Here is a 25376-nt window from a genome sequence, read left to right on the forward strand (position 1 = left end):
CATCGCGCACCACCGACGGCCCGTGCCCGGACCGCATCCGATGCGCACCCGCACCATCCGCACCACCCGCACCGCGTCCGCCCCCCGGCCCGCGCGTCCGCCCCCGGCCCGCGCGTCCGCCCCCGGCCCGCGCATCCGCCCCGGCCCCCCGTCCGCTCCCGCTCCCTAGACCAACTCCTCCCCCAGCACCCGAGCCGCCCGCTCCACGTCACGGAAGCCGACGTACAGCGGGGTGAAGCCGAAGCGGAGGATGTCGGGATGCCGGAAGTCGCCGACCACGCCCCGGGCGATCAGGCGCTTCATCACCTCGCCCGCGTCGGGACAGCGCAGCGCGATCTGGCTGCCCCGCTCAGCGTGCCGTTCGGGCGTCACGCACTCCACCCGGCCCGGCTCGGTGTACGCGGCCACGCACCGCAGGAAGAAGTCCGTCAGCGCCAGCGACTTGGCGCGGACGGCGGCGACGGACACCCCGTCCCAGACGTCGAGGGCGGCCTCCAGCGCCAGCAGCGAGAGGATGTCCGGCGTGCCGACCCGCCCGCGCACGGCACCCGGCGCCGGAGCGTAGGCGGAACTCATCCCGAACGGCTCGGCGTGGGAGTTCCAGCCGGGCAGCGGGGAGTCGAAGCGGTCCTGCAGCTCCTCCCGCACATACAGGTACGCCGGCGAACCCGGGCCGCCGTTCAGGTACTTGTAGGTGCAGCCGACCGCGAGGTCCACGCCGTGCTCGTCCAGGCCCACCGGCAGCGCGCCCGCGCTGTGGCACAGGTCCCACACGGCGAGTGCGCCGGAGGCGTGGATCGCGGCGGTGAGCCCGGGGAGGTCGTGCAGCCGGCCGGTGCGGTAGTCGACGTGGTTGAGCAGCACCGCGGCCGTGCGCCCGGTCAGCGCGTCCGGCACCTCGTCCGGCGTGACCGCGCGCAGGGTGCGGCCGGTCAGGCGGGCCGCCGAGGCGGCGATGTAGCCGTCCGTCGGGAAGGTCGTCGCGTCGACCAGGAGTTCGTCACGGCCGTCGCCGGCCATGCGGACCGCCGCGACGAGCGCCTTGAAGACGTTGACGCTGGTCGAGTCGCCGACGACGATGCGGCCGGGCGCCGAGCCCACCAGCGGTGCGATCCGGTCGCCGATCCGCTCGGGCGCCGTCCACCAGCCGCTCTCCTCCCAGGAGCGGATGCGCAGTTCGCCCCACTCGCGGCGGACGACGTCCGCCAACCGGTCGGGAACGTGCGCGGGCAGGGCGCCCAGGGAGTTGCCGTCCAGGTACACGGCGTCGTCGAGGACGAAACGGTCGCGCAGGGACGCGAGTTCGTCCTCCGCGTCCAGTTTCTCCGCGCGCAGGGGCAACTCAGACATGGGACCTCGCCGTCCACAGCTCGGGGAACACGTTCTTGCGGGCGCGCTTCTCCAGCCAGGCCACGCCGGCCGAGCCGCCCGTGCCGGGCTTGGCGCCCATCGCGCGCCGGGTGGCGACCAGGTGGTCGTTGCGCCAGCGCCACACCAGCTCGGCGACGTCCGTCAACGCCTCGCCGAGACGGGCGAGTTCGTCGCTCGCGTCACCCGCGTAGATCGCGGTCCAGGCGGCTTCCACGGCCTCCGAGGGCTCGTACCGGGCGCAGACGTCCCGGTGCAGAACGGCGTCCGGGATCGCGTGGCCGCGGCGCGCGAGGAGCCGGAGCACCTCGTCGTACAAGCTCGGCTCGTGCAGGGCCTTCTCCAGTTCCGCGTGCACGCGCGGAGCGCCGTGGTGCGGTACGAGCATGGAGGCGGACTTCTCGCCGAGCAGGAACTCCAGGCGCCGGTACATCGCCGACTGGAAGCCGGAGCCCTCGCCGAGCGCGCCGCGGTAGGCGTTGAACTGGGCCGGGGTCAGCTGCCCGAGCGGCCTCCAGGAGGCGTTCAGGGCCTCCAGCTCGCGTACGGAACGTTTCAGCGCGGCGAGCGCGGTCGGTACGTCGTCCGAGCGGAGCGCGCGGGCGGCCGTCTCCCACTCGTGCACGAGCACCGTGAACCACAACTCCATGACCTGGGTGGTCACCAGGAAGACCATTTCGCCGGGGTCGTCGGAGAGAGTGCGCTGGAGGTGGGTGAGGACGTCGGCCTTGACGTAGTCCTCGTACGGCGTCGTCCCCGCGAAATCCAGGTTCGGGGTCTCGGGCTCAGCGGCCTGATGAGGGTGGTGAGCCTGTTGGGACATCGCTGTCTCCTGTGTTACTCCGGGTAGCGGTCCGCCCCTGCCGATGCCGGCACGGGGGCCCCGGTCCCCACCCCGCCATCCTCCGCAATGCCCCGGGGGACGGCAAGGCCCGCCTGCTGCCAGACGGGCCACACCGGTGACATCCGTCCTGCTCAGCCCAGGGTCTGGGCCGCCGTCGGCGAAGAGTCCGTCAGGAACTGGGAGCAGCGCTCGTACTCCTCCTGCTCGCCGATCGCCTGGGCGGCGCGGGCGAGGGCGTGCAGGGCGCGCAGGAAGCCGCGGTTCGGCTCGTGCTCCCACGGCACCGGGCCGTGCCCCTTCCAGCCGTTGCGGCGCAGGGCGTCCAGGCCGCGGTGGTAGCCCGTACGGGCGTAGGCGTACGACTCCACGACCGAGCCCCGCTCGAACGCGTCGTCGGCGAGCTGGGCCCAGGCGAGGGAGGAGGTGGGGTGCCGGGCGGCGACGTCCGCCGGCGCGGTGCCCGCGGCGAGGGCCTGGCGGGGCTCCGGGTCGTCGGGCAGGTGGGTCGGGGGCGGCCCGCCGAGGAGGTTCTGATGAATCGACATGCGTCCAGTGTGGCCCACGGGAGCGGGGCGGCGTGGGGCGGCTCCGCGGGCGCCGGACACCGCGCCGGCCCGCACGCGAGAACGCCGGCGTCGCCGGACACCGCCCGGAACGTACGACGTACGGCGGGCCCGGCGGCAACGAAGCCGCCGGGCCCGCCGGAGGTACCCGCAGGTACCGCTTACTTGATCTTGTTGCCTGCCGAGCGCAGGTGCTGCGTGGCCTGGACGACGCGCGCGGCCATGCTCGCCTCGGCCAGCTTGCCCCAGGTGCGCGGGTCGTAGGCCTTCTTGTTGCCGACCTCGCCGTCGACCTTCAGGACGCCGTCGTAGTTCTGGAACATGTGGGCGGCGACCGGACGCGTGAAGGCGTACTGGGTGTCGGTGTCGATGTTCATCTTCACCACGCCGTTCTCCAGCGCGGTCTGGATCTCCTGCTCGGTGGAGCCGGAGCCGCCGTGGAAGACGAAGTCGAACGGGGACTGCTTGCCGAAGCGGGCGGCGACGCCCTCGTTCAGCTCCTTCAGCAGCTCCGGGCGCAGGACGACGTTGCCCGGCTTGTACACGCCGTGCACGTTGCCGAAGGACGCGGCCAGCAGATAGCGGCCCTTCTCGCCCAGGCCCAGCGCCTCGGCGGTGCGGATGGCGTCGTCGACGGTGGTGTACAGCTCGTCGTTGATCTCGTGGGTGACGCCGTCCTCCTCGCCGCCGGTGGGGGTGATCTCCACCTCGAGGATGATCTTGGCGGCGCGGGCCTGCGCCAGCAGCTCCTGCGCGATCTCCAGGTTGTCGGCGAGGGTCTCGGCGGAGCCGTCCCACATGTGCGACTGGAACAGCGGGCCGAGACCGGCGTCGACGCGCTTCTTGGACAGCGCGATCAGCGGACGCACGTACCCGTCGAGCTTGTCCTTCGGGCAGTGGTCCGTGTGCAGGGCGATGTTGACCGGGTACTTCTCGGCGATGACGTGCGCGAACTCGGCGAGGGCGACCGCGCCGGTCACCATGTCCTTGCTGTACTGGCCGCCGAGGAACTCCGCGCCGCCGGTCGAGATCTGGACGATGCCGTCGCTCTCGGCCTCCGCGAAGCCGCGCAGTGCCGCGTTCAGGGTCTGCGTGGAGGTCACGTTGATGGCCGGGTAGGCGAACTTGCCTGCCTTCGCCCGGTCGAGCATCTCGTTGTAGACCTCGGGGGTTGCGATGGGCATCTGTCCGCTCCTTGTGTTGCGGGTAGGGGTTCTGCGTTACGGCCCTGACCTAGACCTTGGGGGCGACGTCATCGTCGGCCCCATCTTTCCAGACATGAACCGATGGTCCACGTGCCGGTCAAGTCCAGGTCAATCCGGACCGTCAGTCCAGCCCCAGTTCATCCTTCGAGAAGGCGAACCGGTAGGGAACACCCGCGCCCGCTTCGATCTTCTCTGCGGCTCCGGTCGCCCGGTCCACGATCGTGGCGACGGCGACGACCTCCGCGCCGGCCTCCCGCACGGCCTCGACGGCGGTCAGCGGGGAACCGCCGGTGGTGGAGGTGTCCTCGACCACCAGGACCCGGCGGCCCGCGATGTCCGGGCCCTCGACGCGCCGCTGGAGCCCGTGCGCCTTGGCCGCCTTGCGGACCACGAACGCGTCGAGCCGGCGGCCGCGCGCGGCGGCGGCGTGCAGCATGGCGGCGGCCACCGGGTCGGCGCCCATGGTGAGCCCGCCGACCGCGTCGAACTCCAGGTCCGCGGTCAGGTCCAGCAGCACCTGGCCGACCAGCGGGGCGGCCTCGCCGTCGAGGGTGATGCGGCGCAGGTCGACGTAGTAGTCGGCCTCCAGACCGGAGGAGAGGGTCACCTTGCCGTGCACCACGGCCTTGTCCTTGATCTGCTGCAGCAGCGCGCCGCGTACGTCCGTCATGCCGACCAGCTTAGAGCCGCCGCCAGCTCCAGGTCGTCCGCGCCTCCAGCGGCTCCAGCGGGGTGACCAGGCGCGGGAGGGTGTTCAGGCCGTTGGGCGGGCCGGTCTGCGGTTCGACGCAGACCGCCTCGGCCTGCTCGTCGTAGACCACCACCCACTCCTCCCGGCTGGCCACCCTCAGCTCCAGCCGGTCCGGCCAGGTGAGGGTGACGTCGACGCCGCCGGGCATGCCGAAGCAGTCGTCCCAGGGGCCGGGCCGGGGGTCGGTCCGGTTGCCGGTGGGCAGGTGGTCGGCGCCGCGCTCCTCCTGCCAGGCGGGCTTGAAGTCCAGCTCCACGCCGACGCCGTCGAGGTCACGGTTGAACCACGGGTGCCAGCCGAGCTGCGCCGGGAAGGAGTCGTCGTACGCCTCCACGGACATGGTCAGCGTCAGGCCGTCCCCGGTGAGGGCGACGACCTGGGTGACGCGGCCGGGGTGCGGCCAGGGGTCGGTCAGCTCGTACGTGATCACCGCCTCGTCCGCCGTGACGCGCGCGGTGCGCCAGGCGCCGTCGCGCGCGGTGCCGTGGATGGCGTGCGGCGGCGAGTTCAGCGGCATCTGACGGACGGTGCCGCCGTCCAGGAAGCGGCCGTCGCGGATCCGGCCGCACCAGGGCACCATCGGGAAGCAGCCGTAACGCGGGCCCTGCCGCAGCAGCTCCAGGGAGCCGACCCTGAGCCCGCTGATCCGGCCGCCGTTCGCGGGACTGACGCGCACTTCCGCTTCGCCTGCGGTCAGCGTGATGTCTTCGTTGCTCACGGGACGACACTACTGGGGCGCTCAAGGGGGCGCGTGCGAACCGTTCAGCCTTTCCTCAGCGTCGTCTGCGCAGGGCGCGGGTGACCACGACGGCCGAGGCCAGCGCGACGGCCGCGGCGGGCGCCGCCCAGCGCAGGGCCGGGTTGCCGGCGACGGTCTGGGGAGCGGGCACGGGGGCGTAGCGGCCGCGCGGCGGCGCGTGGTCGACCTCCTCGGCGCTGCGTCCGATCATCGTCCGGCGCGCGTGCGCGGCCTCGGCGGGCGGCTGTCCGGTATCGGCGAAGTCCTCGACGGGCCGGTCGTCGGCGGAGCCGGTGCCTTCCGTGCCGTCGGTGCCGGTGCCTTCCGTGCCGGTGTCCTCGCTGCCCGCGTCCGCGTCCCGGTCCAGGGAGGGCGGAGGGACCTCGGTGTCGAAGACGGAGGGGCGGGGCGTGCCCGCGGGAGGCGGGGGCCGGTCGTCGGAGGAGGGCGCCGGAGGCTCGTCGGCGTCGGCGTCGGCACGGGGAGCGGGCTGTTCACCGGCTCCGGCCACCGGAGGCTCGTCGGCCGTCACGGCCCCGGCCTCCCCGGCTCCAGCGGGCTCCTCACCCTCTGCCTGCTCCCGGGCCTCCGCCGTCTCCCCGGCCTGCGCCGCCAGGGTCTGCAGGAACCGGTCCAGCAGCCTCGTCGCCGCCGCCGTCACCTGCTCCGGCGGGAGTTCTGTGATCCGGCCGGTCGCGGTCGCCGTGCCCTCGGCCGTGACCGCGCAGCCGCCGTCCGCCGCCGTGAGGCGCAAGGTCAGGGCCAGCTCGACCGTGCCGCTGCCGCGGGCCTCGCCGGCGTCGGCCTCGACGGCGTACGTGCCGTCGGCGCGCGCGGTCACCCGGGCCGTGCCGCGATAGGTGACGGAGTGTCCGCCGACGCGCAGCTTCAGGCGGCCGGTGATCGGTTCGGCACCGGCGTCCTGCTGCAGCCCGGGGACGGCACGGGCGACGCGGGCGGGGTCGGCCAGGGCGGCGCCGAGCCGTTCGGTGGAAGCCTGGACGAAGACCTGGTGCTCCATGGTCCCGGAGCCTACCCACTCGCGGCCGGAACTCACCCGGGCCTGCGCCCGGCTCCGCCCCCGGACCCCCGTTCGCCCCGGCCCCCGCACCCGGCGCCCCCGCCTCCGGCCCTCTTGGGCCCTCTTGGGCCCTCAATACCGGGGATGCACCAGCGTCGACGCCGGCAACCCGTCGACGCGGGTCCGCTCGGCCGCCCGCGCGTCCGCCGTCAGCCGGGCCTGGTCCAGGGTGCGCGGCCGCCAGGCGCCGAGGCGCAGGGGCGGAGGGGTGCGGCCCGGGGCCGCCAGCAGGAAACCCCAGTCGTGCGGGGCCCGGGACGCGCCCGTGGAGCGGTCGGGGCCGGCCGCGAAGCCGCTGTCGTGGCCCGGCACCCGGTAGGGACGGACGCCGTAGCCGGCCGCGCGGAGGGTCGCGGCGACGGTCCAGTAGGCGCGGGGCCGGGTGGTGACGGGCCCGGCGTGCACCACCAGGCGCCCGCCGGGAGCGAGCACCCGGCGGGCCAGGCCGTAGAACTCCTGGGAGTACAGCTTGGTGCTGGCGGTGATGCCGGGGTCGGGCAGGTCGCTGATCACGACGTCGTACGCCCGCCCGCGCGTCCTGCGCAGCCAGCCGAGCGCGTCGGCGGTGGTGACCCGGACGCGCGGATCGGCGAGGGCGTGCGCGTTGACGGCGGCGAGGCCGGGGTCGTGCCGGGCCAGCTGCACCAGGCCCGGGTCCAGCTCGACGAGGTCGAGGCGGCGCACGTCGCGGTGGCGCAGCACCTCGCGTGCGGCCAGTCCGTCGCCGCCGCCGAGGATCAGCACGCGCGCGTGCGGGCCGGACAGGGCCGGGTGGACCAGGGCCTCGTGGTAGCGGCGCTCGTCCCGGCCGTCGACGCGGAGCCGGCCGTCCAGGAAGAGGTCGAGGGGCCGGCCGCGGGTGCCGCCGGCCAGGACGACCTCCTGGACGTCGGTCCGCACGGCCACCCGGACGTCGGTGCCGTACACGGCGCGCCGCGCGGCCCGCTCGAAGTCGCCGGCGAGAGCGGCGGCGGAGGCGAGGACGCCGAGGACGGCGAGGCCGGTGAGCAGCAGGGTCCAGTGGGCGCGGCGGCCGAGGTCGCGGCGGAACAGGCCGAGGACCAGGGCGCCGCCCGCGACCACGTTGACCGTGCCGGTCAGCAGCGCTCCGGTCAACTGGCCCAGGAACGGCAGGAGGAGGAAGGGAAAGGCGAGGCCGCCGACCAGGGCGCCGACGTAGTCCGCGGCGAACAGGTCGGCCACCGCGCCGCCCGCGTCCTGCCGGCGGATGCGCTGGATCAGCTCCATCAGCAGCGGCACCTCGGCACCCACGAGCAGACCGATGGCCAGGGAGAAGGCGACGAGCAGACAGCGTGGCCCGGCGGCCCAGACCCCGCCCCAGCCGGCGGTCCAGGCGAACACGGCGTACAGCGCCATGGCGCTGCATCCGCCGACCAGCGCGAGGGCCGACTCGACGGCGCCGAAACCGGCCGCCGCGTGACAGCGCAGCCGTTTGGCGCCGAGGGAGCCGATGCCCATGGCGAACACCATCACGGACAGCACCACGGACGCCTGGGTGACCGAGTCGCCGATCAAGTACGAGGCGAACGCCACGAGTTCCAGTTCGTACACGAGGCCGCAGGCGGCGCAGACGAAGACGCACGCGAGGACCAGGAACCGCCCGGTGCCGGGCCGGACGGGCAGCCGTGCGGGGCTCGTCCAGGAGGGCGGGGCGCCCGGGGGCGCGGGGGCGTGCGGTTCGATCACGCTGCGACGTTACGTCACATCCCGGCCACGCTTCGTCACCCACACGTGTGGATGCAGGGGCGCTTGACGCATTACGGGTTTATGTCACGGCAGAAGGGCGAGCCCGCGCTCAGCTCGGCCGGGCCGCCCGTGCCCGCTCGCCGACCCGGGTCCGGGTGGCCACCAGCTGTCCGTCCTGCGGGTAGGCGTGCCAGGTACGCCAGTGCACCTGGCCCTCGTGCCGCTGGGCCAGCATCGCGGTGAAGGCGTGCGGGCTGCCGGGGAAGACGCCGGCGAGGCCGTGCGGGTGGTCGGAGACGAGGGCCAGCAGTTCCTGGGCGCGGCCCGCGAAGGAACCCGGGGTGAGCACCTCCACGCGGGCGGCGAACTCGTACTCCCAGTCGCCGACGCGTTTGGCGACGCCCAGCGGCAGCGGGGTGCTGGAGCCGGGGATGCACGCGACCGTCTCCGAACAGGTGCCGCGCCGCTCCTCCAGGAGCACCTGGTGGGAGGCCCCGAGCAGCCGCAACTGGAGTTTGGCGCCGGTGAGTTCGAGATCGAGGGTGGCCAGTGCGGGCAGCGGTTCGCGGCCCAGGGCCCAGGCGAGATCGGCAGCGCGCGTATCGGTGTAGGAGGTATTCAGGGTCGTGAGCATGGATCGGCTCCGCTAACACGCAAGGAGGGGGAAATCAGCCAATCTCAGCCCGGCCGGCCCGGCCGGAATGGGGAGTCAGGGGGCGTTCGAGGGGCTGCGTTGGCGTTTAGAGGGAACCATGAACTAGGGCGCCGCCACAGGGTTTTTACCCAACTTCGTAGCGTTTCCATCCCTCGGGGGGCTCACAGCTCAACTGTTCAACCAAGGCGCGCGCCGGTCGTGAATGAGACACGCCGGGCGCCCGCCGGATGTCTGTCCGGCGAACGCCCGGCGCGGTGCGGCCCGGATGCGGTCCCCCCGCTGTTCCGGAAGCCCGGCTGCCCCGTGTCAGCCGCCTCCCCCGCATCCGCCCCCGCCGCCGCCGCACGACGACCCCCCGCCGCACGAGGAACCCCCGCCGCACGACGAGCCGCCGCCGCAGGAGTGACCGCCGTGCCCGTGTCCCCCGTGGTGCCCGCCGTGGTGCCCCGACGGGCCGGAGTCGCCGCCGGCCCACCAGCTGCCCGCCGCCGACCCGCCGTAGGCCGAGGACGAGGCGGACGAGGACGACCCGCGGCGCGCCGCGCTCCCGCGTCCGCGTCCCGTGCGGCGCGGCGGCCCGGTCCGCCGGTTCCGGCGGGTCCGGCCCGCCGCGATGAACGCCAGCACGATCAACGCCAGGATGATGCCCCCGATCATGGCGCCACCCTCCTTCCCTTCCCCCCGAAGCGGCCCCCCGTGGGCGCCTCGCCGTGTCACCGCGTCCCGCGCGGTGCCGGGGAGATGCCCGGCCGGTGAAGCGCCCAAAGCGGAGTTGAGGAACTCCAGAGCTTGAGCGCAGGATGACCGGCATGACCTCCAGCGCACGCCCTCACCTCAACCGTCGGCTCGCCGAGTTCGGGACCACGATCTTCGCCGAGATGTCGGCCCTCGCCGTGGCCACCGGATCGATCAATCTGGGCCAGGGCTTCCCGGACACCGACGGCCCTCAGGAGATCCGGGAGGCGGCCGTCAGGGCGCTGCGCGACGGGCGCGGCAACCAGTACCCGCCGGGCCCCGGCGTCCCCGAGCTGCGCACCGCGATCGCCGCGCACCAGCTACGCCGCTACGGCCTGTCCTACGACCCCGACACCGAGGTGCTGGTCACGGCGGGCGCCACGGAGGCGATCGCCGCCGCGCTGCTGGCGCTTGTGGAGCCGGGGGACGAGGTGGTGGCGCTGGAGCCGTACTACGACTCGTACGCGGCGAGCATCGCGATGGCGGGCGGCCGGCGGGTGCCGGTGACCCTGCGGCCGCACGAGGGCAGCTTCCGGCTGGACCTGGACGAGCTGCGCGCGGCCGTCACCGACCGCACCCGGCTGCTGCTGGTCAACACCCCGCACAACCCGACCGGCACCGTCCTCACCCGCGCCGAGCTGGCCGCGATCGCGGAGCTGGCGGTGGAACGGGACCTGCTGGTGGTGACCGACGAGGTGTACGAGCACCTGGTCTTCGACGACGCCGAGCACCTGCCGCTCGCCACGTTCCCGGGGATGCGCGAGCGCACGGTGAGCATCGGCTCGGCCGGCAAGACGTACTCGTTCACGGGCTGGAAGGTCGGCTGGGTGACGGCCGCGCCGGAGCTGGTCGCCGCGGTCCGCTCGGCCAAGCAGTTCCTGACCTACGTCGCCTCCGGCCCCTTCCAGTACGCGGTCGCCGAGGCACTGGCGCTGCCGGACTCGTACTACGAGGAGTTCCGCCGCGGCATGCTGGCCCGCCGGGAGATCCTCGCGGAGGGGCTCACGGCGGCCGGTTTCGAGGTGTTCCGGCCGGCCGGCACCTACTTCATCACCACCGACATCCGGCCGCTGGGCGAGAAGGACGGCTTCGCCTTCTGCCGCGCGCTGCCCGAGCGGGCGGGCGTGGTGGCCATCCCGAACGCGGTCTTCTACGACGACCGGGAGGCGGGAGCGCCGTTCGTGCGGTTCGCCTTCTGCAAGCGCGAGGAGGTCCTGCGGGAGGCGGCCGAGCGGCTGCGGGCCATGTGAGCGCGGTGCGCCCGGCCGGGGGCGGGCCCCCGGCCGGGACGCGGGACCGTGTTGCTCGCCGTTACTCGCCGTCGGCCTCGGGCTGCTCGCCCTCGCCGGCCTCCGGCTCCAGGCCGAGCTGCTCCACCAGCCACTTGTCGAACTCGATCGCGGCCCGCACCCAGCTGACCGTGGAGGAGACGAAGTGGTTGATGTCGACGCCCGTGCCGATCAGCATCTGGGCCTCGCCGATCAGCCGGACGGCGCCGTCGTCGTGGGTGTGGGTGTACACCTTGGGCCACAGGGTGCGGCGGTTCCAGTCGTCGATCGTCTCCAGCAGCTGCGGCTTCTCCTCGATCTTGTGCGGACGGTCGAAGAAGGTCCGCACCGAGAAGATGGCCTGCTCGGGCTCGTCGCCGCGGAACATGAAGTAGGTGCGGAACTGCTCCCACGGCGCGACGAGGTCACCCTCCTCGTCGACGACGTACTTCAGCTCCATCTGGTCGAGAAGCTGCTTCACCAGGTCCTGATCCGGGAGGACGGGGCCCGCCGGTCCTTGGGGCTGCGGTTCGGGCTGGCCCCCGAAATTCGGAATCGAGGACGGGTCGATGCTCACCGTGTTTTTCCCTTCATGCGGATTGCCGCCATCCTCCCCCATGCGGGGAGGGGCGTGGCAAGCCCCGACCCACCGCTCAGCCCTGAGCTGAAGCGCCGTGTCGGCGCGGGGTGGGCGCGGCCGGGCGCACGGCGGCCACCGGGCCGGGCCGCCGGGGCGGCCGAACCCGCCCGGACGCCCCGGCGCGGGTGTCCCGTCGCCCGGCCGCGCCGAAGGCCCGCGCCCCCGCGTCCCCGCGCCGGTGAAGGCCGTCCTCCGTCCGGTGCGCCGGGGTGACCGGCCGCTGCGCGCCCTCCGGCCCGGGCACGCGCCTGGCCCGCACCGGCCGGGCCGCCGGCGCCCGGCCCGAGCGGCGAGCGGCGAGCGGCGAAGAAGTCCCGCACCGTCGCCTCCGGCGGCACCTCGCCGCACGCCGGCACCGGCTCCGGTGCCGGACCACGAAGCGCCCCCGCCCGTCCGGGCGGAGCCGGGACGGGCGGGGGCGCTTGCGCGCGAAGAGGCCGGTCAGAGGGTCTTGCCGGTGGCCGGGCCCACCAGGAGACCGTTGCCGAAGCGGTCCACGCGGACCGTGTCGCCGTCCTTGATCTCGCCGGACAGGATCTCCCGGGCGAGGCGGTCGCCGATGGCGGACTGGACCAGGCGGCGCAGCGGGCGGGCGCCGTAGGCCGGGTCCAGGCCTTCCTCCGCGAGCCAGGCCAGCGCCTCGGGCGTGACGTCCAGGGTGAGCCGGCGTTCGGCCAGCCGCCTGGCGAGCCGGTCGGTCTGGAGCCGGGCGATCCGCTCCAGCTCGGGCTTGGTCAGCGCCGAGAAGACCACCAGGTCGTCCAGCCGGTTGAGGAACTCCGGCTTGAACGAGGCGCGCACGACCTCCAGCACCTGCTCCCGCTTCTGCTCCTCGCCGGTCAGCGGGTCCATCAGGAACTGGCTGCCCAGGTTGGAGGTGAGCACCAGGATCGTGTTGCGGAAGTCCACCGTGCGGCCCTGGCCGTCGGTGAGCCGGCCGTCGTCCAGCACCTGGAGCAGGATGTCGAAGACCTCCGGGTGGGCCTTCTCCACCTCGTCCAGCAGCACCACGCTGTACGGGCGCCGCCGTACCGCCTCGGTGAGCTGGCCGCCCTCCTCGTAGCCGACGTAGCCGGGAGGCGCGCCGACCAGCCGGGCCACGCTGTGCTTCTCGCCGTACTCCGACATGTCGATGCGGACCATGGCCCGCTCGTCGTCGAAGAGGAAGTCCGCGAGCGCCTTGGCCAGCTCGGTCTTGCCGACGCCGGTCGGGCCGAGGAAGAGGAAGGAGCCGGTGGGACGGTCGGGGTCGGCGATGCCGGCGCGCGAGCGGCGCACGGCGTCCGACGCGGCGCGCACGGCCTCGCCCTGGCCGATGAGCCGCTTGCCGATCTCCTCCTCCATGCGCAGCAGCTTCTGCGTCTCGCCCTCCATCAGCCGGCCGGCCGGGATGCCGGTCCAGGCGGCGACCACGTCGGCGATGTCGTCGGCGCCGACCTCCTCCTTGACCATGGTGTCCCGGGCGGCCTCCTGCTCGGCGGCGGAGGCGGCCAGCAACTCCTTCTCCAGCTGCGGGATCTCGCCGTACAGCAGCTTGGCGGCGGTGTCGAAGTCGCCGTCGCGCTGGGCCCGTTCGGCCTGTCCGCGCAGGTCGTCCAGCCTCTCCTTCAGCTCGCCGACCCGGTTGAGGGACTGCTTCTCCTTCTCCCAGCGGGCGGTGAGCCCGCGCAGCTCCTCCTCCCTGTCGGCGAGGTCGCGGCGCAGCTTCTCCAGGCGGGCGACGGAGGCCGGGTCGGTCTCCTTGGCGATCGCCAGCTCCTCCATCCGCAGCCGGTCGACGGAGCGCTGGAGCTCGTCGATCTCCACGGGGGAGGAGTCGATCTCCATGCGCAGCCGGGAGGCGGACTCGTCGACGAGGTCGATGGCCTTGTCCGGCAGGAAGCGGGAGGTGATGTACCGGTCGGACAGGGTGGCGGCGGCCACCAGGGCGCCGTCGGCGATCTGCACCTTGTGGTGGGCCTCGTAGCGCCCCTTCAGGCCGCGCAGGATGGCGATGGTGTCCTCGACGGTCGGCTCGGCGACCAGGACCTGCTGGAAGCGGCGTTCCAGCGCCGGGTCCTTCTCGATCCGCTCCCGGTACTCGTCCAGGGTGGTGGCGCCGACCATCCGCAGCTCGCCGCGGGCGAGCATGGGCTTGAGCATGTTGCCCGCGTCCATGGCCGAGTCGCCGCCGGCGCCGGCGCCCACGACGGTGTGCAGCTCGTCGATGAAGGTGATGATCTGGCCGTCGGAGCCCTTGATCTCGGCGAGGACGGCCTTCAGCCGCTCCTCGAACTCACCGCGGTACTTGGCGCCGGCCACCATCGCGCCGAGGTCGAGCGCGACCAGCCGCTTGTCCTTCAGCGACTCGGGCACGTCGCCCTTGACGATCCGCTGGGCGAGCCCCTCGACGACGGCGGTCTTGCCGACGCCCGGCTCGCCGATGAGGACCGGGTTGTTCTTCGTACGGCGGCTCAGCACCTGCACGACCCGCCGGATCTCCTGGTCCCGTCCGATGACGGGATCCAGCCGCCCTCGCGGGCGGCGGCGGTGAAGTCGGTGCCGAACTTCTCCAGGGCCTTGTACTGGCCCTCGGGGTCGGCGGTGGTCACGCGGCGTCCTCCCCTGGCCTTCTTGAAGGCCTCCAGCAGCTTCTTGGCGTCGGCGCCCTGCCGGGTGAGCAGTTCGCCGGCGGCACCGCCCTGCGCGGCGATGCCGATCAGCAGGTGCTCGGTGGACAGGTACTCGTCGCCCAGCTCCCCGGCGCGCTCGCCGGCGTCGGCGATCACGGCCAGCAGCTCGCGGTTGGGCTGCGGCGGCGCCACGGTGGACCCGGCCACGCTGGGCAGCCCGGCCAGCAGCCGCTCCGCGCCCGAGCGCACGGCGGCCTGGTCGGCGTCGACCGCGGCGAGCAGGTCGGTGATGTTCTCGTTGTCCTGCCCCTGGAGCAGGGCCAGCAGCAGGTGGGCGGGGGTGAGGTCCGGGTGCCCCCGGTCACGGCCCGCTGGCTCGCGGCGTTGATCGCGTCCCGGCTCCTGTTGGTCAGCTCGCGCGTCCACGTTGCGTTCTCCTCCTCGACCGCTCTCCAGTTGCTGACTTAACCAGCGTACACAAAGTTGAGTCTATTCCACTCAAGCTTCAGCGGGGAGTGCCGAGGGGTTAGGTTGCGCGCATGACCAGGCACTCCATGGACCCGGCCGCCCTCGACGAGCCGTACCTCGCCTTCTGGCGCGAACGGCACCTGTGCACCCTGACGACCCTGCGCCCGGACGGCAGCCCGCACGTGGTGCCGGTCGGGGTGACGTACGACGCCGGGGCGCGGCTGGCCCGGGTGATCACCAGCGGGAGCAGCGCGAAGGCGCGGTACGTGGCCGCGGCCGGCGAGGCGGGCGCCCGGGTCGCGGTGTGCCAGGTGGACGGCCGGCGCTGGGCGACGCTGGAGGGGTGGGCGCGGGTACGGACCGCGCCGGAGCAGGTGGCCGAGGCCGAGCGGCGCTACGCCGAGCGCTACCAGCACGCGCCCCGGCCGAATCCGGCGCGCGTGGTGATCGAGATCGAGGTCGAACGGGCGCTCGGGAACGGCTGACCTACGGCGATTTTCGGCCAGCATGAAAATATCTGCATACCGCGAAATATCCCCGCAAACAGCAGCGGCGTCACCGTGTTCAGGTCACGGTGACGCCGCTGCGGGGGAAGCGCCTGAGCGATCTTTTACGACGGGGGAATCGCGTCAGGCACTGCGGGGGTGGCCGAGATGGTCCTCAGGTCGGACTCCACCGGCTCGGAGAGCCGGTGGTCCCGCTGGTCCAGGTTCACAAAGATCATTCCGTACCGGATGGCACACCGCACCGGCTGCGGGGCGCCGCGCGGCCTGCGCAGGCACCGGTACGCCCGCACGTCGCCGTCCTCGTCCCGGGTGACGACGACCGGTTCGCCGAACACGGTCACCATCAGCGAATCACCGCTGTGGGGGATGGCGGTGACCAGGTCGATGAAGTGCCAGCCGGACCGGTACGCGGTGGCCATCTCGCGACGGAAGGAGCGGTCGTCGGGTGGAGTGGTCATGACCGCACAGCCCAACTGCTGTCCGCCGGCGGGACCCACGAGCTGTCGCCCGGGACATCGGACGCCACGATCACCCAGCTGCTGTCACCGGCGCCCGCGCAGCAGCGGCCTGTACGCGCCAACTGCTGTCCTGAGCGACAGCGTCCCCCGCCTCCGCATGACCGGTCAGTGCGCCGAAGGCCAAGGCGGCGGAGAAGGCGGCGACAAGCGCCGAGCGAAGCATTGTCTTATGCATAGTCGGCTTCGTCCTCATGTGAAGGTCACCTCTCCCCCGTCCAGATACGACGATGGCCCATTCCGGCACGTCATGGCCACACAAACGATGCATCATGTTCCTGCACGTTCAGGACCCTGGGGGGTGGAGATTTGGCGATAAACGAGATAAAGCGGACACATCCCCATGGTCTGACCGACCTGTGCGAGGAGGGGAGCCGGCTCTACGGGAACGCTCTCCGGACGGGCCGCATAGCCCGTGCGGACGTGGAACCCGCGCCCTGCCTGATGGAGTTCGCCCTCCTCCATCCCGACCCCGACGACCCCAACTGGCTGCGCCCGGTGCCGCCGTCGATCGCTCTGGCCCAGCGGCTGAACCCGATCGAGCAGGAGATCACCCAGCGCCGCCGGGAGTCCATCGAACTCGCCGACGCTTTCGAGCCGTTCATGAGCATCAGTGCCCAGCCGACGGCGACCACTCACTCGATCACCGTGCTGGAAGGCCTGGACCGGATCAACGCGGCGCTGGATCTGGCCACCTCCCAGTGCCAGACCGAGATGCTCACGGTCCAGCCGAGCCGGAAACGTCTCGAACACACCCTCGCCAAGGCCCTGGAGCGCGACCGCCCGCTGATCGAGCGGGGCTGCCGCATCCGCACCCTGTACCAGCACCCCGCCCGCTACAGCCCGGAAACCCTGGCCTACGTGGCCCAGTTCGCCGACGGCAAGGTCGAATACCGGACGATCGACGAACTGGCCGAGCGGCTGATCATCTGCGACGAGACGGTGGCCTTCATCCCGACCCGGGACGACGGCGAGGTCGCGCTCGAACTCCGCCATCCCGGACTCGTCCGCTATCTGATCAAGGTCTTCGAGTTCATGTGGGCCCGCGCGGTCCCGCTGAGCGCCGGCGCACCCTACGAGACCGCCTCCGACGGCATCACCGAGGTCCAGTACTCCATAGCCAAGCTCCTCGTCGAGGGGCACGTGGACGAGGCCATCGCCCGCCGCCTCGGCATGAACGTGCGCACCTGCCGCGCGCACATAGCCAAGCTGCTGGCCCACGCCCTCGGCAGCGGCAGCCGCGCCCAGCTCGGCTATCTCATCGCCCAGTCCGGCATCCTGGACCGGGCCCACTGAGGCCACCCGCCCGGCTCAGCGCGCGGCCGGCGGCTCGGGGTCGGCCCCGGTGAGCGCCCCGGCCGGCCGGGGCGGGCGGTGGCCGTCCAGTCCCACCTGGGCGATGCGCACGCCGAGCTGGGTCCGGCTGGCCGCGCCGAGGGTCTCCGACAGCCGGGCGATGTGCGCCCGGCAGGTGCGCACGCTGATGCCCAGCCGCTCGGCGATCACCGCGTCCTGGTGGCCCTCCGCCAGCAGCTCGGCGATGGACTGCTCCCGGTGCGAGATGCCCTCGATGCCGGTGTCGGGCAGCGGCGCGGTCAGCGGGATGGCGAGCCGCCAGAGCCGCTCGAAGACCGTCACCAGGTACTCCACCAGCGCCGGATGGCGCAGCTCCAGCGCCATCGTGCGGTCGGCGTTGGCGGGGATGAAGGCCACCGTGCGGTCGAAGAGGATGAGCCGGTCGATGACCTCGTCCAGGGTGCGGGCCTCCACCGTGTCGCCCATCAGCTCCAGGTAGTTCAGCAGTCCCTGTCCGTGCCGCGCCACATGCGTGTAGAGGTCGCGCATGCGCACGCCACGGCCGCGCAGCGCCAGCGCCCGGTGCAGGCCCTCGGTGAGCTCCGCCTCCCGCCGGATGCCGCCGGGCTGCACGGTGAGCACCTCGGTGGTGCACGCCTCGGTCGCCTCGTCCATCGCCGCCTGGATGCGGGCGAGCCCGTCCAGGACCCGGATGGCGCTGCCCTCGGCCGGTGCCGTCAGGGCGTCGCGCTGCCGGCCCAGGCCCGCGTACCACTCGAACGCGGCCACCGCCGAGCCCACCCGCCGCTGGCTCGCGCTGACCTCGTCGTAGACCCCGCGCAGCAGCCGGGTCATGACCTCCTGCGGGGAGGTCGGCACCAGCCAGTCCATGTCGTCGGGATCGGGGTGGAGCAGGGCCAGTTCCGAGCAGACAGGGCACCGGCTCGGCGTCCGAGCGCGGCACCCGTCCCCGGCGCACGGCACGGGAGTACACGCGATCCCCGGCCTCACACAGCCGGTCGGCACCGTGAGGGTGCTCCTCCGTCCCGCGCCCGGCCATCGCCCATTTCACCCCCGGTGTGCTGCCACTTCCGCAGCGCAACTATGCGCGGCGCCGACCGGGTCCGCAACACGGCTGCCCGGGCGACGGCGCCCAAGTGGTCCCGCTCTGCCCGGGTTCGGGTGACGCTCCGGCCTTCACATCGCGACACGACGCCGGTGGTGGCGCGGACCCGGCTCCGGCACGGCGGGCCGGACGCCGGTTACGGGTGCCCGCGGCGGCTACTTCAGCCCGAGCGCCGCGCAGTCCGCCTTGTACTTGGCGGTGCAGATGTCGCCGGCCGTGTAGATGCCGTCCGCGATGACGGTGTCCTTGATGGTGCGCTTGGTCAGCGCGGCCACCTGCACCAGCTTGGCCGGGATGTCCTTGGCGGTGGGGCTGTCCACCCGGTCCCGGGTGAGGGCGTCGAACTGGATGTCCTTGCCCTGGAGCTTGGTGACGGCGATCTGCGCGGCGGCCTCGGCCTCGTCCGGGTAGGACTTGTAGACGCTCATGTACTGCTCGCCGGCCACGATCCGCTGCACCGCGTCCAGGTCGGCGTCCTGGCCGGTGACCGGAGGCAGGTCGGTGACGCCCGCCGCCTTCAGGGCCTTGATGACACCGCCCGCCATGCCGTCGTTGGCGGAGTAGACGCCGGCGATGTTGCCCTTGCCCAGCTCGGCGATCGCCTTGGCCATGTTCGCCTCGGCGTTCTCCGGCTTCCAGTCCGTGGTGTCGTAGCTCTCGGCGATCGTCACCTTGCCGTTCAGCTCGGAGAGCGCGCCCTCCTTGAACTGCTTGGCGTTGGGGTCGGTGGGCGAGCCGTTCATCATGACGACCTTGTCGGAGGTGTCCGCGGCCGAGCCCAGGGCCTCCATCAGGGTCCGGCCCTGCACCTCGCCGACGTTCGTTGTCGAAGGAGACGTAGGCGTCGATCGGGCCCTCGGCGAGCCGGTCGTAGGCGATGACCGGGATGCCCGCGTCCTTGGCCTTCTTCACCTGGCCGGCGATGGCGTGCGCGTCCACCGCGTCCAGCAGGATGACGTCGGCCTTGGCGTCGATCAGGTTCTGCATCTGCTCGGCCTGCCGGGCGGCGCTCGCCTCGGCGTTGGCGTACTCGACCTTGCCCTTGTTCCGGGTGAGTTCGGCGACCTTGCGCTTGATGATGGGGTAGTCGAACTTGTCGTAGCGGGTGTTCGCCTTCTCCGGCAGCAGCAGGCCCACGGTGATGTCGTCACCCTTGGTCGGGCTCGCGCTCGCGCCGTCCCCCGTCGCGTTCAGCACGCCGCAGCCGGCGAGCGAGAGAGTCATCGTGGAGGCGGCCACGGACATGGCGATACGACGCATTCGGGGGCTCACTTCAGGTGTGGTACGGAGGGGTGGTGCGCTACGACCCGGGTGTCTGAAAAGACAACGCGGCGCGCCCACCCGGCGTCAAGAAAAATCACTTAACGAGTGCGCAACACCACGCTCAGCAGCAACTGTGAAGATCACGCGAAACCCTCTGCAAAGGGCCGTTACCTCCCCTCCACGCCAAGGAAGTTCCCGGGTGACGAAGATCCGTACAACCAACCCGGTTCACCACGAGTCGTGATCACCGGCGGCCCCAGCCGCACTCGACTCGATCAGAGGAACGAATGAACCCAGCCAGACGCGCGACCGCCACGGCCGTCGTGCTCGCCGCCGCCGGCGCCCTGCTGAGCGCCGTCGCCCCGTCCGCGTCCGCCGCCGTGAGCTGCGCCTCTCCCGCCTACCAGCGGCAGTTCTTCGCGAACACCACCTTCTCGGGCAGCCCGAAGAAGACCGACTGCGACAGCACGGTCGCCGAGAAGTGGGGCACCGCCGCCCCGGCCACGGGCCTGCCCAAGGACAACTTCGGCGTCCGCTGGACCGTGACCCGCGACTTCGGCTCCGGCGGTCCCTTCGCCCTGCCGGTGACCGCCCAGGACGGCATCCGGGTGTACCTGGACGGCAGCCGCAAGGTCGACCTGTGGAAGAACGTCTCCACGACCCAGAAGAAGACCGTCAACGTCACGATCCCCTCCGGCAAGCACACGCTCCGCGTGGACTTCGTCAACTGGACCGGCGCCGCGGACGTCTCCTTCGCCTACACCCCCGCACCACGGCCGACGTGGACAAGGTCAAGCCCCTGGTGCCGTCCGGGGCCTCGGTGTCGTACGACTCCGCGACCGGCCGGGCCAAGGTGAGCTGGTCGAAGAACAAGGAGATGGACCTCGCCGGTTACCGCCTCTACCGGCGGCTCCAGGGCCACCCGTTCGAGGCCGTGCCGCTGGCGACGACCACCGCCACCAGCTACACCGACACCACTCTGCCGGTGACCGGCGAGACCTTCTACTACGAGGTCCGCGCCTACGACAAGGCCCGCAACGAGTCCGCGGGCACGGCCGACAAGCCCGTCACCACCGCCGACCGCACCGCGCCCGGCGCGCCGGCCGGCCTGGAGATCACCGACGCCTCCGAGCGGGACGGCCTGCGCCTCGGCTGGTCCGCCGCATCCGGCGCGGCCTCCTACCGGGTCTACCGGGCGGCGAGCGCCACCGGCACCTACGCCCTCCTCGGCAGCACGGCGGAGCCGTCCTACCGGGACGCCACGGCCGCGGTGGGCACCACCTACTCCTACCAGGTGACCGCGGTGGACGCGGCGGGCAACGAGTCCGCCCGGTCCGCCGCCGTCGCCGGCAAGCGCCGGGACGACACCCCGCCGCCGCCCGTCACCGGGCTGAAGGCCACCCCGACCGACTACGGCTTCGAGCTGACCTGGGACCAGAACCCGGCGACCGACCTGTACCGGTACTCCGTCTACGTGGGCATGGTCCTCAGCGACGGCGAGGAGAGCGTCTGTTCCGCCTCCGAGACCGCCTGGCTGACGCCCGACGTCACCTCCTACCGGCACACCACGGTCCCCGACGGCGATCAGCGCTGCTTCTTCGTCGATGCCGTCGACTCGTCCGGGAACTCCCGCTACAAGCAGACCGGCGAGGCCGACGTGGTGGTCGCCACCGAGCTGGGCACGCCGGAGGAGGGCACCGAGCCCGAGCCCACGGCCGGCGGCGCCGGAGCATAGAAGAAGAGGGCCCGGGTGAACCCGGGCCCCTCTTCGTGCGCCTGTACGCGCCGTCAGTCCTGCTGCTGCCGCTTGGGCCGCCACACCACCAGCGCGCTGGTCTGCTGGACCTCCTGGTACGGCACCAGGTCGCGCCGGTAGGAGGCGTGCACCGCGGCCTCGCGCTGCCGCATCGCCGCCGCCGCGCCGTCCAGGGCCGCCTCCAGCTCCGCGACCCGGGACTGGAGCGCGGCGACCTGGTTCTCCAGCTCGATGATCCGCTTGATGCCGGCCAGGTTGATGCCCTCGTCCTGCGACAGCTGCTGTACCTGGCGGAGCAGTTCGATGTCCCGCGCCGAGTAGCGCCGGCCCCGTCCCGCGGTGCGGTCCGGGGAGACCAGGCCGAGCCGGTCGTACTGGCGCAGCGTCTGCGGGTGGAGTCCGGAGAGCTGGGCCGCCACCGAGATGACGTAGACCGGGGTCTCATCGGTCAGTTCGTACGGTGAGAAACCACCGCGCTGGCGGGGACGACGGCCATCCATCTCTCTCAAGCTCCCTTCGCGGCCTCGAACAGCTCCGCCCGCGGGTCCTCGCCCGCGGTCGCCTCGCGATACGCCTCCAGTGCGTCACGAGCCTTCCCCGACAGGTCCGTGGGGACACGCACCTCCACGGTGACCAGCAGATCGCCGCGGGTGCCGTCCTTGCGGACCGCGCCCTTGCCCCGGGCCCGCATCGTACGGCCGTTCGGGGTTCCGGGGGCAGTTTCAGGGTCACGGGCGGGCCGCCGAGGGTCGGCACCCGCACCTCGCCGCCGAGGGCCGCCTCGGGATACGTCACCGGCACGGTGACGGTGAGGTTGTCGCCCTTGCGTCCGAACACCGGGTGCTCCCCGACCCGCACGACCACGTACAGATCGCCGGCCGGGCCGCCCCGCTCGCCGGGCGCGCCCTTGCCGCGCAGCCGGATGCGCTGGCCGTCGGTCACCCCCGCGGGGATGCGGACCTGCATGGTCCGCGACGACTTGGCGCGTCCGCTGCCCTTGCACTCCGCACAGGGGTGCTCGGCGATCAGGCCGCGGCCCTTGCAGTCGGGGCAGGGGTCGGTGAGCGAGAAGCCGCCGCCGGAGCCCCGCGCGACCTGTCCGGTGCCGACGCAGGTCGGGCACACCCGCGGTGTGCCGTTCTTGTCGCCGGTGCCCGAGCAGGCCTTGCACGGCGCCTGGGAGGACATCCGCAGGGGCACCGTGGCGCCCTCGATGGCCTCCGTGAAGCTCAGCGTCACCTCGGACTCCACGTCCTGGCCACGCCGGGGCTGGGTACGCGGGCCCGCGGTGCCGCCGCGGTTGAACAGGCCCCCGAAGACGTCACCGATCCCACCGCCGAAGCCTCCGCCCTGGGCGGCGCCTCCGAAGAGGTCGCCCAGGTCGAAGTTGAACGAGCCGCCGGCGCCCGGCCCGGGGCGGAAGCCGCCGTTGCCGAAGAGCGCGCGCGCCTCGTCGTACTCCTTGCGCTTCTTGGGGTCGCCGAGGATGTCGTTCGCCTCGGAGATCTCCTTGAAGCGCTCCTCGGCCTTGGCGTTGCCCTTGTTGGCGTCCGGGTGGAACTCGCGGGCGAGCTTCCGGTACGCCTTCTTGATCTCGGCCTCGGTGGCGTCCTTGGGGACGCCGAGGACCTTGTAGTAGTCCTTCTCGATGAAGTCCTTGGTGCTCATCCCCGACGTCCCTCCTTCCCCTCTGTTGTCACGTCAGCCCTCGTCCGGGCCACCGTTCTCCTTGTCGCCGTCCGCCGCGGTGTCCTCCTCGGCGCCCTCCGCCTGGTCCGCCTTGACGGTCTGCGCGCCGGGCTGCGGCTCGGCCACGGCCACCCGCGCGGGGCGGATGGTGCGCTCGCCGATGCGATACCCGGGCTGCAGGATCGCCACGCAGGTCGTCTCGGTGACGTCCGGCGCGTAGGAGTGCATCAGGGCCTCGTGGATCGTCGGGTCGAAGGGCTCGCCCTCCTTGCCGAACTGCTGCAGGCCCATCTTGGCCGCGACGGTCTCCAGCGACTCGGCCACCGACTTGAAGCCGCCGACCAGCTCGCCGTGTTCCCGTGCCCGGCCGATGTCGTCGAGCACCGGGAGCAGCTCGGTCAGGAGGTTCGCCACGGCGATCTCCTTGACCGCGGCCCGGTCGCGCTCGACGCGGCGGCGGTAGTTCTGGTACTCGGCCTGGAGGCGCTGGAGGTCCGCCGTGCGCTCGCCGAGCGCCGTGCGCACCTGGTCCAGCTGGGCGACCAGACCGGCGTTCTCTGCGGGTCCGTCCCCGGCCGGGGCCGCCCCCTCCTCGGAGGCGGCCTTCGGCTCGGCGTCGTCGGAGGTGGCGCCGGAGGACGTCGGGCTTCTCCTCGAAGCCCGGGGTCTCCTCCGTCACGCGGCACCGTCCTTGCGCTCGTCGTCCACGATCTCGGCGTCCACGACGTCGTCGTCCTTGGCGTCACCGGCGGGAGCGCCGCCGGCGGCCTGCGCGCCCTGGGCGTCGGCGTACAGGGCCTGGCCCAGCTTCTGCGAGACGGCCGCGACCTTCTCGGTGGCGGTGCGGATCTCGGCGGTGTCCTCGCCCTTGAGCTTCTCCTTCAGCTCGGCGACGGCGGACTCCACCTCGGTCTTGACCTCACCGGGGACCTTGTCCTCGTTGTCCTTGAGGAACTTCTCGGTCTGGTAGACCAGCTGCTCGCCCTGGTTGCGCGTCTCGGCGGCCTCGCGGCGCTTGTGGTCCTCCTCCGCGTAGCGCTCGGCCTCCTCGCGCATGCGGTCGACCTCGTCCTTCGGGAGCGAGGAGCCGCCGGTGACGGTCATCTTCTGCTCCTTGCCGGTGCCGAGGTCCTTCGCCGTGACGTGCATGATGCCGTTGGCGTCGATGTCGAAGGAGACCTCGATCTGCGGGACGCCGCGCGGCGCCGGCGGCAGACCGGTCAGCTCGAACATGCCGAGCTTCTTGTTGTACGCCGCGATCTCGCGCTCGCCCTGGTAGACCTGGATCTGCACCGACGGCTGGTTGTCCTCGGCCGTGGTGAAGATCTCCGAGCGCTTGGTCGGGATCGTGGTGTTGCGCTCGATCAGCTTGGTCATGATGCCGCCCTTGGTCTCGATACCGAGGGACAGCGGGGTGACGTCGAGCAGCAGGACGTCCTTGACCTCGCCCTTGAGCACGCCGGCCTGGAGCGAGGCGCCGATGGCGACGACCTCGTCCGGGTTCACACCCTTGTTGGCCTCCTTGCCGCCGGTCAGCTCCTTGACCAGCTCGGCGACGGCGGGCATACGGGTGGAGCCACCGACGAGGACGACGTGGTCGATCTCGTTGATGGAGATGCCGGCGTCCTTGATGACGTTGTGGAACGGCGTCTTGCAGCGCTCCAGCAGGTCGGCCGTCAGCTGCTGGAACTGGGCGCGGGTGAGCTTCTCGTCCAGGTGCAGCGGGCCCTCGGCGGACGCCGTGATGTACGGCAGGTTGATCGAGGTCTCGGTGGAGGAGGACAGCTCGATCTTGGCCTTCTCGGCGGCCTCGCGGAGGCGCTGGAGGGCCATCTTGTCCTTGGACAGGTCCACGCCGTGGCCGGACTGGAACTGCTTGACCAGGTAGTCGACGACGCGCTGGTCCCAGTCGTCACCACCGAGGTGGTTGTCGCCGTTGGTGGCCTTCACCTCGACGACGCCGTCGCCGATCTCCAGCAGGGACACGTCGAAGGTGCCGCCGCCGAGGTCGAAGACGAGGATCGTCTGGTCGTCCTTGTCCAGGCCGTAGGCGAGGGCCGCCGCGGTCGGCTCGTTGACGATGCGCAGGACGTTCAGGCCGGCGATCTCGCCGGCCTCCTTCGTCGCCTGGCGCTCGGAGTCGTTGAAGTAGGCCGGGACGGTGATGACCGCGTCCGTGACCTTCTCGCCCAGGTAGGCCTCGGCGTCCCGCTTCAGCTTCTGCAGGATGAACGCGGAGATCTGCTGCGGGTTGAAGTCCTTCCCGTCCAGCGCGATCTTCCAGTCGGTGCCCATGTGCCGCTTCACGGACCGGATGGTCCGGTCGACGTTGGTGACCGCCTGCCGCTTGGCCACCTCGCCGACGAGCACCTCGCCGTTCTTGGCGAAGGCGACGACGGACGGCGTGGTCCTGGCGCCCTCGGCGTTGGTGATGACGGTGGGCTCGCCGCCCTCCAGAACGCTGACGACGGAGTTAGTCGTGCCCAGGTCGATGCCGACCGCACGTGCCATGGTTGATTCCTCCAGCTGACTTGAGTGGAACAGGCTCAAGTGTGTGCACGAGGAGGACGGCGGGGTCAACAGACCTGA

Annotated in this window: 16 protein-coding genes and 6 pseudogenes; 4 read left to right on the plus strand and 18 right to left on the minus strand. The window is 72.3% G+C overall.

What is annotated here, in order from left to right; genetic code table 11:
- Positions 1–165: 165 nt before the first annotated feature.
- The 9 genes from kynU to SCK26_RS17450 form a co-directional block, all read right to left on the minus strand.
- Complete coding sequence (kynU, locus tag SCK26_RS17410) at positions 166–1350, minus strand: kynureninase (protein ID WP_318202227.1); 1185 nt, start codon at positions 1348–1350, stop codon at positions 166–168.
- Entirely contained in the window at positions 1343–2191 is an 849-nt protein-coding gene (locus SCK26_RS17415) for a tryptophan 2,3-dioxygenase family protein (protein ID WP_318202228.1), read from the minus strand. The genes kynU and SCK26_RS17415 overlap by 8 nt, the downstream gene beginning before the upstream one ends.
- Positions 2192–2343: 152 nt before the next feature.
- Positions 2344–2757, minus strand: a complete 414-nt coding sequence (locus SCK26_RS17420; protein WP_318202229.1) for a DUF3151 domain-containing protein — start codon at positions 2755–2757, stop codon at positions 2344–2346.
- Between the two features lie 179 nt (positions 2758–2936).
- On the minus strand, positions 2937–3959 hold the full coding sequence (gene fbaA, locus SCK26_RS17425) for a class II fructose-bisphosphate aldolase (protein WP_318202230.1): 1023 nt from the start codon (positions 3957–3959) through the stop codon (positions 2937–2939).
- A 142-nt stretch (positions 3960–4101) separates the two neighbouring features.
- A complete protein-coding gene (gene pyrE, locus SCK26_RS17430) occupies positions 4102–4650 on the minus strand; it encodes an orotate phosphoribosyltransferase (protein WP_189981938.1) in 549 nt (182 codons plus the stop codon).
- A gap of 10 nt (positions 4651–4660) precedes the next feature.
- Positions 4661–5449 carry an aldose 1-epimerase gene (locus tag SCK26_RS17435; protein ID WP_318202231.1) on the minus strand — a complete coding sequence of 263 codons (789 nt, stop codon included), beginning with the start codon at positions 5447–5449 and terminating at the stop codon, positions 4661–4663.
- A 55-nt stretch (positions 5450–5504) separates the two neighbouring features.
- Entirely contained in the window at positions 5505–6491 is a 987-nt protein-coding gene (locus SCK26_RS17440; RefSeq protein ID WP_318202232.1) for an SRPBCC family protein, read from the minus strand.
- A 132-nt stretch (positions 6492–6623) separates the two neighbouring features.
- Positions 6624–8258: a polyamine aminopropyltransferase gene (locus SCK26_RS17445; RefSeq protein ID WP_318202233.1), complete on the minus strand. Its 1635-nt coding sequence runs from the start codon at positions 8256–8258 to the stop codon at positions 6624–6626.
- 109 nt (positions 8259–8367) lie between these two features.
- Positions 8368–8892: a DUF2617 family protein gene (locus SCK26_RS17450; RefSeq protein WP_318202234.1), complete on the minus strand. Its 525-nt coding sequence runs from the start codon at positions 8890–8892 to the stop codon at positions 8368–8370.
- 821 nt (positions 8893–9713) lie between these two features.
- On the opposite strand from SCK26_RS17450, the gene SCK26_RS17455 reads away from it, so the two are divergent.
- Positions 9714–10898, plus strand: a complete 1185-nt coding sequence (locus tag SCK26_RS17455) for a pyridoxal phosphate-dependent aminotransferase (RefSeq protein WP_318202235.1) — start codon at positions 9714–9716, stop codon at positions 10896–10898.
- A 61-nt stretch (positions 10899–10959) separates the two neighbouring features.
- Here SCK26_RS17455 and SCK26_RS17460 read toward each other — a convergent pair whose 3' ends face one another.
- Positions 10960–11493: a YbjN domain-containing protein gene (locus SCK26_RS17460; RefSeq protein ID WP_318202236.1), complete on the minus strand. Its 534-nt coding sequence runs from the start codon at positions 11491–11493 to the stop codon at positions 10960–10962.
- A 504-nt stretch (positions 11494–11997) separates the two neighbouring features.
- Positions 11998–14581 (minus strand): annotated as a pseudogene (gene clpB, locus SCK26_RS17465) (ATP-dependent chaperone ClpB).
- A gap of 126 nt (positions 14582–14707) precedes the next feature.
- Here clpB and SCK26_RS17470 point away from each other — a divergent pair.
- Positions 14708–15121, plus strand: a complete 414-nt coding sequence (locus SCK26_RS17470; protein ID WP_318202237.1) for a TIGR03618 family F420-dependent PPOX class oxidoreductase — start codon at positions 14708–14710, stop codon at positions 15119–15121.
- A gap of 125 nt (positions 15122–15246) precedes the next feature.
- Here the strand turns inward: SCK26_RS17470 and SCK26_RS17475 are convergent, their stop codons facing one another.
- Entirely contained in the window at positions 15247–15600 is a 354-nt protein-coding gene (locus SCK26_RS17475; RefSeq protein WP_318202238.1) for a hypothetical protein, read from the minus strand.
- A gap of 405 nt (positions 15601–16005) precedes the next feature.
- Between SCK26_RS17475 and SCK26_RS17480 the strand changes: the two genes are divergently transcribed.
- The gene (locus tag SCK26_RS17480; protein ID WP_318206033.1) at positions 16006–16953 is read left to right on the plus strand and encodes a helix-turn-helix transcriptional regulator; all 948 of its coding nucleotides are present in this window, start codon (positions 16006–16008) and stop codon (positions 16951–16953) included.
- Positions 16954–16968: 15 nt separating this feature from the next.
- Here the strand turns inward: SCK26_RS17480 and SCK26_RS17485 are convergent.
- Both SCK26_RS17485 and SCK26_RS17490 read right to left on the minus strand, forming a co-directional pair.
- Positions 16969–18013 (minus strand): annotated as a pseudogene (locus tag SCK26_RS17485) (LuxR C-terminal-related transcriptional regulator).
- 221 nt (positions 18014–18234) lie between these two features.
- Positions 18235–19339, minus strand: a pseudogene (locus SCK26_RS17490) (sugar ABC transporter substrate-binding protein).
- Between the two features lie 290 nt (positions 19340–19629).
- Here SCK26_RS17490 and SCK26_RS17495 point away from each other — a divergent pair.
- Positions 19630–20447 (plus strand): annotated as a pseudogene (locus tag SCK26_RS17495) (PA14 domain-containing protein); the annotation flags it as partial.
- Between the two features lie 683 nt (positions 20448–21130).
- Here the strand turns inward: SCK26_RS17495 and SCK26_RS17505 are convergent.
- The 4 genes and pseudogenes from SCK26_RS17505 to dnaK form a co-directional block, all read right to left on the minus strand.
- Entirely contained in the window at positions 21131–21598 is a 468-nt protein-coding gene (locus tag SCK26_RS17505) for a heat shock protein transcriptional repressor HspR (protein ID WP_030790825.1), read from the minus strand.
- 5 nt (positions 21599–21603) lie between these two features.
- Positions 21604–22766, minus strand: a pseudogene (dnaJ, locus tag SCK26_RS17510) (molecular chaperone DnaJ).
- 33 nt (positions 22767–22799) lie between these two features.
- Positions 22800–23466 (minus strand): annotated as a pseudogene (gene grpE, locus SCK26_RS17515) (nucleotide exchange factor GrpE).
- The gene (dnaK, locus tag SCK26_RS17520; protein WP_318202241.1) at positions 23463–25298 is read right to left on the minus strand and encodes a molecular chaperone DnaK; all 1836 of its coding nucleotides are present in this window, start codon (positions 25296–25298) and stop codon (positions 23463–23465) included. Before dnaK ends, grpE begins: the two are co-directional and overlap by 4 nt.
- Positions 25299–25376: the final 78 nt, after the last annotated feature.

Source organism: Streptomyces sp. SCL15-4 (assembly GCF_033366695.1).
GTDB lineage: Bacteria > Actinomycetota > Actinomycetes > Streptomycetales > Streptomycetaceae > Streptomyces.